This is a genomic window from Chlamydiota bacterium (genome assembly GCA_012729785.1).
Taxonomy (GTDB): domain Bacteria; phylum Auribacterota; class Tritonobacteria; order UBA1439; family UBA1439; genus UBA1439.
Window position 1 is genome coordinate 1 of sequence record JAAYCL010000028.1, and the last position, 9,795, is coordinate 9,795.

The window sequence follows — 9,795 nt, forward strand, 5'->3', positions numbered from 1 at the left end:
CGTAGCCGCCGCCGATCTTCTCGTAGCTCACCAGCTCGACCTTCGCCGCCTTCACCATCGCGTCGGCCGCCTCGACCATCGCCGCGAACCCCCGCGTCTCGATCATCCCCAGTGCCTCTGACATCGCGTCCCCCTTTCAGCCGTTTGCGCGGCATGCGCCGCGCCGCTCATTCGCCGCCCTTGCCGGCCTGCTCCTTGCCGGAGATCGCCTCGATCGCCCTGGTCGCCGCCTCGCTGCCGACCATGATGTCGCGCTCCTCGCCGCCGAGGTAGAGGCGCCCGAAGCGCCCGACCGGGCGCACCTCGACGAGCGTCACGTGCGACGCCTTCTCCGCCTCGTTGGCGGCGATCGTCACGTAGGCGGCGGGGTCGGTCTCCATCGTGTAGAGCGTCTGGTCGCCCAGCAGCATCGAGCCGTCGCGGCCCTTGTTGATGAGCTGTGACTGGTACGGGCTGATGCGGCGGATGATGGAGCTGGAGACGACCTTGGGCTTCAAACGGTCCTCCTCCTTGAGGCCCAGGTAGTCGAGGATCGCCTTCCCGGCGTTGAGGACCTGCCCCTTGTCGTCGGAGTGGACCTCGAGGCAGCCGTAGGCGCGCTCGACGACCTGGACCGCCGGGCGGCAGGTGGTCGCCTTGAGGGCGACGTCGAGCGCCTTGATGATCTCCATGCCCGGCGCGACCTCGACGTACAGGGAGGCCATCCCCGCGACCGGCATGAATCCCTTTGCCGCGGAGGCGACGAACGAGGCGAGCTGGGGCTGGAGACTGTCGATGAAGACGAACGACCGGAGCTGTACCATAGGGCCTTCCCCTTTCGCTGTGTCCGCGGCCGCGGACGTGGTGGCTCTGCGGTGTTCAGCGCGTACCCGCACAACGCGCCAAGAATAGGGGAACGGCCCGGCCAAGTCAACCAGAAATCTTCGATGGACGATTGTATACTATTTTGCGCAATAGAAGATGGACGCGCCGATCCGTTCGGCGCCGCGTCGCGCGCGGAAAGTCGCGGCGGCGGGCGGCGTTCAGAAAATCCGGAAGCGCCGGCCGCGGGCCGGCGCCGGCCGTCGATGACGACGCCCGGCCGAAAGGTTTTCGGGGAGGGACGCGGACCCGCGGAACGCGGCCGGGGCGGGGCGCCTTCGGGATGAAACGGCGCGGTCGTCTGTGCTATAGTGCCCGCGGGGAGGGGACGATGCGGCGCGTCTGGATTCCGGCGGCGGTCGCCGTTGCGCTCGGGGCGTTTCTCCGCCTCGCGGGTCTCGACCTCGTCTGGACGATCACCGACCAGACGCGCGACCTCCTGCGGGCGTTCGAGATCGCCCGGGGAAGCGCCTTCCCGTCGCTCGGCCCCGCCGTGGGGCCGTCCGCGTTCTGTCTCGGGCCGCTGTACTACTACCTCCTCGCCGTCCCGGCGTTCGTCGCGGGCGAGCCGGGGAGCGTCTTCCTCTTCGTCGTGCTCGTGAACGTCGCGGCGCTCGCCGCGTGCTTTGTCGCCGTCCGGCGCTGGCTGGGCGGCCGTGTCGCCGTGCTCTCGCTCTTCCCGTACGCCTTCTCGGCCCCCTGGATCATCAGGGCGCAGGTCCTCTCGAACCCCACGCTGATGCCGCTGTTCGTCGTCCTCTTCTGGGCGTGCGCGACGGAGTGGGTTGTCGGAAGGAGGGCCTCCGCGCTCCCGTGGGCGCTCGCCTGCCTCGCCGCGCTGCTCCAGCTCCACCTCTCGACCGCGGTCTTCCTCCCGCTCCTCCTCGTCCTCTGGCTCCTCTTCCGCCCCCCCCTGGCCGGCAGGGGGGGGGCGTGGGGGATCGCGGCGGCGGCGGCCCTGTGCCTCCCGTACCTGTGGCACGAGTGCCTGAACGGCTGGGCGAACACGCTCGGCCTGCTCGATTTCATCCGCGGGGCCGTCCCGGCGGGGGGAGGCGGCGGGGCGGGCGGCGTCGTCTCCGATCTGCGCCTGTGGCTCACCGCCGGGCCGCGGTTTTTGAGCGAGCTCGCCCCGGGCGCGTCGGCCTGGTACCGGGTCTTCCTCACGGAGAATCTCCTCGCGGCGGGTGGCGCCGCGGCCGCGTGTGCCTACGTCGTCACCCGCATCGCGCGGCGGAGCGCCACCCGCGAGGCGCGCGTCTGCGCGGTCTTGCTCGTCTGGTTGCTCGGAACCGTCGCGGCGGCGCTGGGAAGGAGGGGGGGGATCTGGCTCTACTACCTGGACGCCGCGTATCCGGCGCCGTTCGTCTTCATGGGCATCTTCCTCGCCGCGGTCTGGGGAGAGGGGAAGGGGGCGGGGGGCGCGAAGGGGGGCTTCGCCGCCGCGGCCCGCGCGGCGGTCGTGCTCTACCTCGTGCTGCTCGGCGCGTTGAACGTCACCGTCCTCTGCAGGTTCCGGGCCGAGACCGCGCGGCGCGGGACCGCCTCCCTCCCGAGCTTCTGGCTCAACATCAGGTCGATGCGCGCGTGGCCCCGGGAGCGGTTCAGGTTCCTGTCGGTGATGCCGCAGCGGTATCGGAGGGAGCTGGCGGAGCTGTTCGTCGCGCGCGAACGGCTCTCCTACGGCGAATGCGCCCGGCGGATCCACGGACCGTACGCCGAATGCTTCAGGGAGGACAAAGGATTCTGGATAGGGTGGATGGAAGGCGAACCGGGGTCCGCCCCGGAGTCCGTTGTGGGGCAGACCGGGGATGCAGACGGCCCGGATGCCGCGGTGAGGAGGGGGGGGGAGGCGCGGCGAAGCGGCCGGGTGAAAACCGCGGACAGGGCGGGCGCGGACGCCGGGGAGATCCACTACCTGATCGAGGGGCCCGACACGCCGCTCGTCCCCGCCCCGGAGGCCGCCTGGATTCCGGCGGGGCCGTTCAGGATCGCCGCGTTCCGCCCGGCGATGCGTGTCCGGGCGCTCGAGGCGCGCAGCGCCGCGGGCGCCCCGCTCGGCTCCCTCGAGATCCCCACGGGGGGCGCGGGATTCGCGTTCCCCGGCCGGTCGCCCGTCTACCGCTACTGGGAGCCCGCGTTCAGGCCGGCGGTGCGCTCCGTTGTGCTGGAGGGGGAGGCGGAGGTCGGCGAGGGCGCGGAGGCCGTCGCCCTGTGCATCGCCGTCAGGAGCGCCGCGGCGGTGCGCGTCGGGGATGTACTCCTCGACGGTGCGCCAGTCCCGCTGCGGAGCGCGCGGCGGCTGAAGATGCTCACGCTGGTGAACGAGTTCACCGGGACGGTGCGGGAGTGCCCCCCGCCCGGGCGGCGGCGCCTCCGGTTCACGCTCTCGTCAGACGCCCCGCTCGCCTGCGACGTGGACGTGTACGCGTATCCGGCCGCCGCTCAGTAGTCGAGGCGGGCGGTAGCGCCGCCCGGCCCCAGCGCCGACTCCACCCGCCGCCATTCCTCGCCGAGGCGGACGGACCAGTTGCACACGAGGAGGCCCGCCGCGGCGGCGAAGACGGCCAGGCGCGCACGATTCCTCCCCCCCCCGGGACACGCCAGTCTCCCCGCGAAGACCGCCAAGACCGGGACAAGCGGGAGGTGGAACCGGCTCTCCCCGAAGAAGAGGAAGTGCGCGGCGCCGACGTAGAGCAGCGCGAGGGACAGGATCCCCCACCCGCCGCCTCGGCCCCCGCCGCCGAAGCAGGCGCCGGACAGGGCGAGGAGGGCGAGGACGGGGAACCCCGCCACGATCGCCAGCGCCGCGGGGAGGAGCAGCGCGCGGGGCACGGGACCGAACAGGTTCCTGGAATAGCCCCAGGAGAGCTCCCGGATCTCCGGCCCGGCCAGGTAGCCGAGCTTCCTGATCCCGAGGCGCAGGAAGCCGCCCGGGTGCGCGGCGATGAAGCGCGCCCCCGCCCGGTAGCCCGCCGCCGCCCCCTCCGGGCAGACGACGACGGCACGCGACCGCCCGTCCTCCTCCTCGATCCGCCACTTTCTCCAGACGGTTTCTCCGAGTTCGGGGAGCATCGAGGGCTCCTGGCGGCCGGTCGCGGCGGGGTTGTTGCCAAAGAGGAAGTTGTAGCCGCCGTAGGTGTCCAGCGGCACGAACCTCCCGTACCGAAGGGCGTTCCGCGCGGTCCAGGGGGCGAGCGCGGCGGCGGCAACAAGGAGGAGGAGCGCCCCGCGCCTCCACCCGGCGCGCAGGCACAGCCACGCCGCCGCGACGGGGATGAAGCCGGCCGCGACCGACCGGGTCAGGCAGGCGAGGCCGAGGAGGGCGCCCGCCGCCGCGCACGCCCCGGCGGCCGGGGGCTCGTCCCGGGCCAGGACGAACAGCGCCGCTGCGAACAGGAGGGTGTACAGGGTCTCTGACATCAGGAGGCCGGTGTAGACGATGAGGCCCGGATAGCAGGCGACCAGGAGGCCCGCGACGAGCCCCCCGCGCGGGCCGCAAAGGCGCCGGGCGGTCTCGAACGCGAGGAGGGCGGTTGCCGCTCCCAGGAAGGCCTGCGCACAGGCGGCCCCGACGCGCCCGTCCCCGACGAGGCGGTAGACGGCGGCGAGGAAGAGGGGGTAGAGCGGCGGGCGCGTCGCGTGGCCGTACGAGCCCTCCCGGGCGACGGCGACGGCCTTTTCCCGATACTCGAGCATGTCCGCGAAGAGGGGGCCGCGCGGGGGATGCAGGGCTGCAGGCGCCCTGAGGGCCAGGGCGAGCAGGAAGACGAGGGCGGCGCCTCGCCTGCCCGGCCGGTTTTCTGAACGAGTGCGCATCGAACGGCCCCCGGGACCGTGATAGCATACCACAGGCGGGGGCGGGGAGGCGCAAGCCCGCCCGCTTTTGCCGTTTACCCGCCCCGCTCCATCTGCTACACTGGGCCCGTCAAGAGGAGGGAGGGGGAGATGATGACGATGACCCGCGAGCAGCTCCAGTATCTCTGTTGCGCGATGGCGGTCGCCGCAATGGTGTTTGTGTTCGTCCGCCGCCGCGCGCGTTCCATCGAGTGGCGCATCCTGTTTATGGAGCTGCCGATTCTTCTCGTCACCCTGATCGCCTGCATCCTCCTCTCCTACGAGCGCCGGTCGCCCGTCGACCTCCTCACCGCCCTGATCCTGGTGGAGCTGGGCGTTTTTGCCCGGATCTACGACGCGTGCCGGGAGTACCGGAGCGAATCCGGGACGCTGCGCCAGATCGGGAGCATCTACATCCTGGCGGGCCTTGTCTGCGCCCTGTCCGGTTTCGCCGGTTTCCCCGTGCTCCTCTGGATCATCCCCCTGGCGCTCTTCTCCGCAGGGTACTTCTTCCTGCGGGGCAAACGCGGGGCGGCGAACATCTGCAAGGGGCTCGGGGTGCTCGTCTCCGTCGGCTTCATCGCCTCGATCGTCTATGACGCGTACGAGGGGGGGCCCGCCGGCCGGGGCGCGAGCCGGCGCGCGGGCGGCGCGCTTCCCGAGGTCGTCAGGCCATCGTTCGTCGAGCAGCTGCACGCCCGCAACGAGCGGGTGGAGACGCTCGAGGCGAAGCAGAAGCAGCTCGTCGACGACCTCCAGCGCCTGAAGGCGATGCAGCGGGAGGCGGAGGGGCGTCTGGAAAAGGAGGCCGCGCTGCGGCAGGCCGCGGTCGAGAAGGCCGCGGCGATGGAGAAGGCCGCGGCGTCCGCGGACGAGGCGGTCAGCCGGCTCAAGACGGAGCAGGAGGAGATGGCCGCGGCGATGGCGAAGGAACGCGAGGCGAGATCCGCGGCGGAGTCGAAGCTGGGCGAGTTCGAGAAGACCAGGGAGGCGGCGCGGGAGAGCCTCGCCGCCATCACGGAGAAGCTCACCGACGCGGCGGAGAACCTCAAGCGGGTCGTCGCCGAACGGGACGCCCTGAAGGCGGAGCTGGAGGCGCTGAAGGCGGCCCCGCCCGTTTCCGGCGCGGGAGAGGGGGCGACCGACCGGGCGCGGGAGGGCCTCGCCGCCGCCGAGGAGAACCTCAAGCAAGTCGTCGCCGAACGGGACGCCCTGAAGGCGGAGCTGGAGGCGTTGAAGGCGGCCTCGACCGTTTCCGGCGGGAAGGTGGAGGAGCTCACCCGGCAACTCAAGGAGCGTGAGGAGGCGCAGGCGAAGCTGGCCGCCGAGGCCGCCCGGCTCCAGGAGGCCCTCGCACGGGTGCGCGAGGCGGTCGCGGCCGTTCCCGCCGCGCCAGAGCAGGAGCGCTGACAGTGGAAACAGGCAGGATCGGGATCATCGGCGGCAGCGGGCTCTACGATATGGAGGGGATCGAGGGGATCCGGCGGGAGTCGGTCGACACCCCGTTCGGGAATCCCTCCGACAGGTATGTCATCGGCCGGCTGCATGGGCGGGAGGTGGTCTTCCTCCCCCGGCACGGCGTCGGGCACCGGCTCATGCCGTCCGAGATCAACTACCGTGCCAACATCTTCGGGATGAAGAAGCTCGGCGTCTCCTGGATCATCTCGGTGAGCGCGGTGGGAAGCCTCCAGGAGAAATACCGCCCGCTCGACATCGTCATCGTCGACCAGTTCCTCGACCGAACCACCCGCAGGTGCTCCACCTTCTTCGGCGACGGCCTGGTGGTGCACATCGCGTTCGGGGAGCCGGTCTGCAAGGCGCTCGCCTCGATCCTGTACGAGTCGGGGAGGGAGATCGGCGCCTCCATGCACCTCGGCGGGACCTACGTCAACATGGAGGGTCCCGCCTTCTCCACCAGGGCGGAGTCGGAGGCGTACCGGAAGATGGGGATGGACCTGATCGGGATGACCAACCTCGTGGAGGCGAAGCTCGCGCGCGAGGCGGAGATCTGCTACGCCACGATGGCGATGGTCACCGACTACGACTGCTGGCACCCCGAGCATGAGGCGGTGACGGTCGAGACGGTGGTGAAGAATCTGCTGAAGAACGCCGAGACCGCGAAAACGATCATCAGGAAGGCGGTCGCGAAGGTGCCGCCGGTCCAGGGGTGCGCGTGCGGCCGGGCGCTCGAGACCGCCATCATCACGCAGCGCGACGCGATCCCCGCCGAGACGGCGAAGCGCCTCGGCCTCCTCGTCGGCAAGTACCTCGCGGCCGCGCGCTGACGCCCCGCGGCCTCACGATCCCGACGAGATCCCCGTGCTCATGCTCGTCCCGGCGCCGCCGGTCGTGACCGGCGCGATCGGAGCGGCCGACGGCTCCGCGGCCGCAGAGGCGCCCGACCGTCCCCTGGCGCTCCGCGCCTTCGCGCGCTCCTCGGAGGCCTTCTGTCGCGCCTCGATCCCGCGTGCCGTCGTCTTCATCGTCGGCTTTCCGCCCGGCAACCCCGGCTTGCCGCCCGCCGCGGCCGTCCGGATCCCGCTGAAGTAGACCGGCTCGAAGTTCTTGGCCGGGTTGCGCACCCCCGACGACTGGAACAGGCGGCGGTTCTCGATGTCGGAGGTCGTGGCGATCGATTCGACCGCCCCGCGGTTCAGGAAGGTGGTGACGATCTTCCCGCGACGCGGCATCCGCACCTTGACGAGCTCCTTCGTCTCCCGGATCACCTTGCACTTGAGCGTGCCGCCGTTCTTCAGCGTGATGGTGTCGGCGGCGCCGGCGGCGGCGCCGAGCGCGAGGCAGAGGGCGGCCGCTTTGAGCGCCGCGAGGAGGCGGGATGCCGCGGGGGTCGGGTGCACGGTGCGATCCTCGGTTTTCACAAGTGTACCATATGCTGCTACGGCGCCGCAGGGCGAAATGTTCTCCGCTTCGTGTCGATGTGTTAGCATAGTGCCCGCGCACGACGCGCGCCGCGGAGGGAATGCGAATGTCCGACAGGGTGCCGCCGCGCCCCGCCCCGCGCTTCGAGACGGTCGGCTTCGAGGCGTACGCGGGCCCGAACCGCCTCTTCGTCGAGGGGGCGCGCCCGGAGATGGAGACGGGGCTGGAGCCGGTCGTCTTCGTCGGCGGGGCGTTCGACGGGAGCTGGATATGCCGGCAGCAGCTTGACTACTGGGCGTCACGCGGCCGCCGCGCCTACGCCCTGAACCTTCGCGGCTACTACCGCAGCCGCGCCCGCGGCATCGCGCGCCTCACGCATCTCGACTACCTCGACGACATCCTCGCCGTCCGCCGGCGCTTCCGCCTCGAGGAGGCGGTCTATGTCGGCTACAGCATCGGCGGGCTCCTCGTGCAGAAGCTCGCCGAACTCCACGGCGCCCGCGCCCTCGTCCTGTACGACAGCGACTGGCCGCGGGAGGTCGCGCGGATGATCGGCGAGCGGCCCCGCCGCGACGCCTCCCCGCCGCCGGTGATGAACTTCTGGCCCGACCGCGCGGTCGTCGAGGAGATGCTGGGTCGGCCGGCGAGCCCCGCGGAGTTCGACGCCCTGGTCTCGCTCTTCGCGCAGTCGTACCTCTCGGGGAGGGCGTACCGGGAGATCGTGATCGAGCGCGTCGGGATCGACGCGCGGCGCGTGACCTGCCCGGTGCTGGCGATATCCGTCTCGGCGCGCGACAGGGCGCAGGCGGCGCTCGCGAGATTCTACGGCGCGTCGCGGCTCATCTTCGAGGGGTACTCGCACGGGAGCATCCTCATCAGCCGCTTCCACGGCCCGATCACGCGGCGGGTGACGGAGTGGATGGACGCGGGGTTTCCGCGCGGCGTGACGCGCAGCTACGGGTTCAAGGAGGCCACGGTGGAGGAGACGCGGGCGAACGCGGCGAAACTGCACTACTACAGCGGATGGGCGGAACCGAGCGTCCGTGTCTGCACCCGCAGGGGGCAGGAACTTTTGCGGGTCCCGATGCGGCGCGTGCGGCGGGGGCGGTTCCACGACGAGTGGCTCTTCGAGGCCACGGTTCCGTGCGCCCCCGGGGACCGGTTCTACGTATCCTGCCGGGGGAAGGAGGACCGCCCGGCGGGGCGGGGCCTCTACGACCCGCTCGGGAGGGATCTGTACCTGATGGACGGCGAGTTCTTTTCCGCGCCGCCCCCGGCGTTCCGCCGCCCGCCCGCCTACGCGAGCCGCGACGTCTACAGCCGCGGGCTCGCCCACCATTTCCGGGTCAACGTCATGCTCCCGCGCGACTACGGCTGCGGGGCGGGCGGCCCGTACCCGGTCGCGGTGCTCAACGACGGGCAGAACCAGTGGAAAAACCAGGGCGCGCACGGCGGGTGGCACACCGACACCATCGCCGTCGACGCGGCGCGGCGCGGCCGCTGCCGCGACCTCGTCCTCGTCTCCGTCTTCTCCCACCCGCGGAGGGACCCGGCGTACCTCCCGCCGCCGCACGGCAGGGCGGACCTGTACGTCGATTTCCTCGCCGATACCCTCCTCCCCGCGCTCCGGAAGGAGCTCGACCTCTCGACGTCGCCCGGCGACGTCGGGATCATCGGCGCCTCCTACGGGGCCAACTGCGCCCTCTACGCCGGGATGCGGCGGCCCGACGCGTTCGGCCTCGTCGGGAGCATCTCCTTCGCGCATGTCCCCCGCGACCCGGTGCGGGCGGCGATGCGCGCCTCGGCGACGCTGCCGATCCGGCGGCTCTACGCGGACTGCGGGACCCGCTGGGCCTACGACCAGCCGCACCGCGACGACTCCACGGGCGCCACGCGCGAGGTCCTCGCGATCGCCGCGGAGAGGGGGAAGACGCCGGGCGTCGACCTTCTCGGCATCGTCGCGGAGGGGCACTATCACAACGAGGTCTTCTGGCGCAAACGGATAGGCCGGTGCCTGGAGTTTCTCTTCCCGCCGAACTGAGCGGCGACGCCCCGCGGGAGGCCGTTTCGCGCCTCGACCGGCGTTAGGAAGGATCATGCAACAAAAAGTGTGGGCTTTCCGCCGAAGGGCTTAGTCAAATAGCCGGGCACAAGCTCTCCGGATTTATACACGACATACGTAAACAGCGCCAAATTGAGGTTTGCTCGTCCCTGGAA

8 protein-coding genes are annotated in these 9,795 nt (G+C 71.3%); 4 read left to right on the forward strand and 4 right to left on the reverse strand.

The annotated features are described in order from the left end of the window. Window positions 1–124 (reverse strand): BMC domain-containing protein (locus GXY35_06780; GenBank protein ID NLW94278.1); only part of this gene is annotated, 124 nt, incomplete at its 3' end. Between the two features lie 43 nt (window positions 125–167). Beyond that, the gene (locus GXY35_06785; protein ID NLW94279.1) at window positions 168–803 is read right to left on the reverse strand and encodes a hypothetical protein; all 636 of its coding nucleotides are present in this window, start codon (window positions 801–803) and stop codon (window positions 168–170) included. 389 nt (window positions 804–1,192) lie between these two features. Between GXY35_06785 and GXY35_06790 the strand changes: the two genes are divergently transcribed. Continuing rightward, window positions 1,193–3,313, forward strand: a complete 2,121-nt coding sequence (locus GXY35_06790) for a hypothetical protein (protein NLW94280.1) — start codon at window positions 1,193–1,195, stop codon at window positions 3,311–3,313. Here GXY35_06790 and GXY35_06795 read toward each other — a convergent pair. Further along, entirely contained in the window at window positions 3,307–4,680 is a 1,374-nt protein-coding gene (locus GXY35_06795) for a glycosyltransferase family 39 protein (GenBank protein ID NLW94281.1), read from the reverse strand. The genes GXY35_06790 and GXY35_06795 overlap by 7 nt on opposite strands. A gap of 129 nt (window positions 4,681–4,809) precedes the next feature. Between GXY35_06795 and GXY35_06800 the strand changes: the two genes are divergently transcribed. Next, window positions 4,810–6,108: a hypothetical protein gene (locus GXY35_06800; protein NLW94282.1), complete on the forward strand. Its 1,299-nt coding sequence runs from the start codon at window positions 4,810–4,812 to the stop codon at window positions 6,106–6,108. A 2-nt stretch (window positions 6,109–6,110) separates the two neighbouring features. Beyond that, window positions 6,111–6,983: an S-methyl-5'-thioadenosine phosphorylase gene (gene mtnP, locus GXY35_06805; GenBank protein ID NLW94283.1), complete on the forward strand. Its 873-nt coding sequence runs from the start codon at window positions 6,111–6,113 to the stop codon at window positions 6,981–6,983. A 12-nt stretch (window positions 6,984–6,995) separates the two neighbouring features. Here mtnP and GXY35_06810 read toward each other — a convergent pair whose 3' ends face one another. After that, complete coding sequence (locus tag GXY35_06810; GenBank protein NLW94284.1) at window positions 6,996–7,556, reverse strand: hypothetical protein; 561 nt, start codon at window positions 7,554–7,556, stop codon at window positions 6,996–6,998. A gap of 128 nt (window positions 7,557–7,684) precedes the next feature. On the opposite strand from GXY35_06810, the gene GXY35_06815 reads away from it, so the two are divergent. Beyond that, window positions 7,685–9,619, forward strand: a complete 1,935-nt coding sequence (locus GXY35_06815) for an alpha/beta hydrolase (GenBank protein NLW94285.1) — start codon at window positions 7,685–7,687, stop codon at window positions 9,617–9,619. Window positions 9,620–9,795 lie beyond the last annotated feature (176 nt).

What these genes read in the sequence shown, in the direction of transcription:
- GXY35_06785 (NLW94279.1), bottom strand. Translation starts at nt 803, where the DNA reads ATGGTACAGCTCCGGTCGTTCGTCTTCATCGACAGTCTCCAGCCCCAG.
- GXY35_06790 (NLW94280.1), top strand. Translation starts at nt 1,193, where the DNA reads ATGCGGCGCGTCTGGATTCCGGCGGCGGTCGCCGTTGCGCTCGGGGCG.
- GXY35_06795 (NLW94281.1), bottom strand. Translation starts at nt 4,680, where the DNA reads ATGCGCACTCGTTCAGAAAACCGGCCGGGCAGGCGAGGCGCCGCCCTC.
- GXY35_06800 (NLW94282.1), top strand. Translation starts at nt 4,810, where the DNA reads ATGATGACGATGACCCGCGAGCAGCTCCAGTATCTCTGTTGCGCGATG.
- GXY35_06815 (NLW94285.1), top strand. Translation starts at nt 7,685, where the DNA reads ATGTCCGACAGGGTGCCGCCGCGCCCCGCCCCGCGCTTCGAGACGGTC.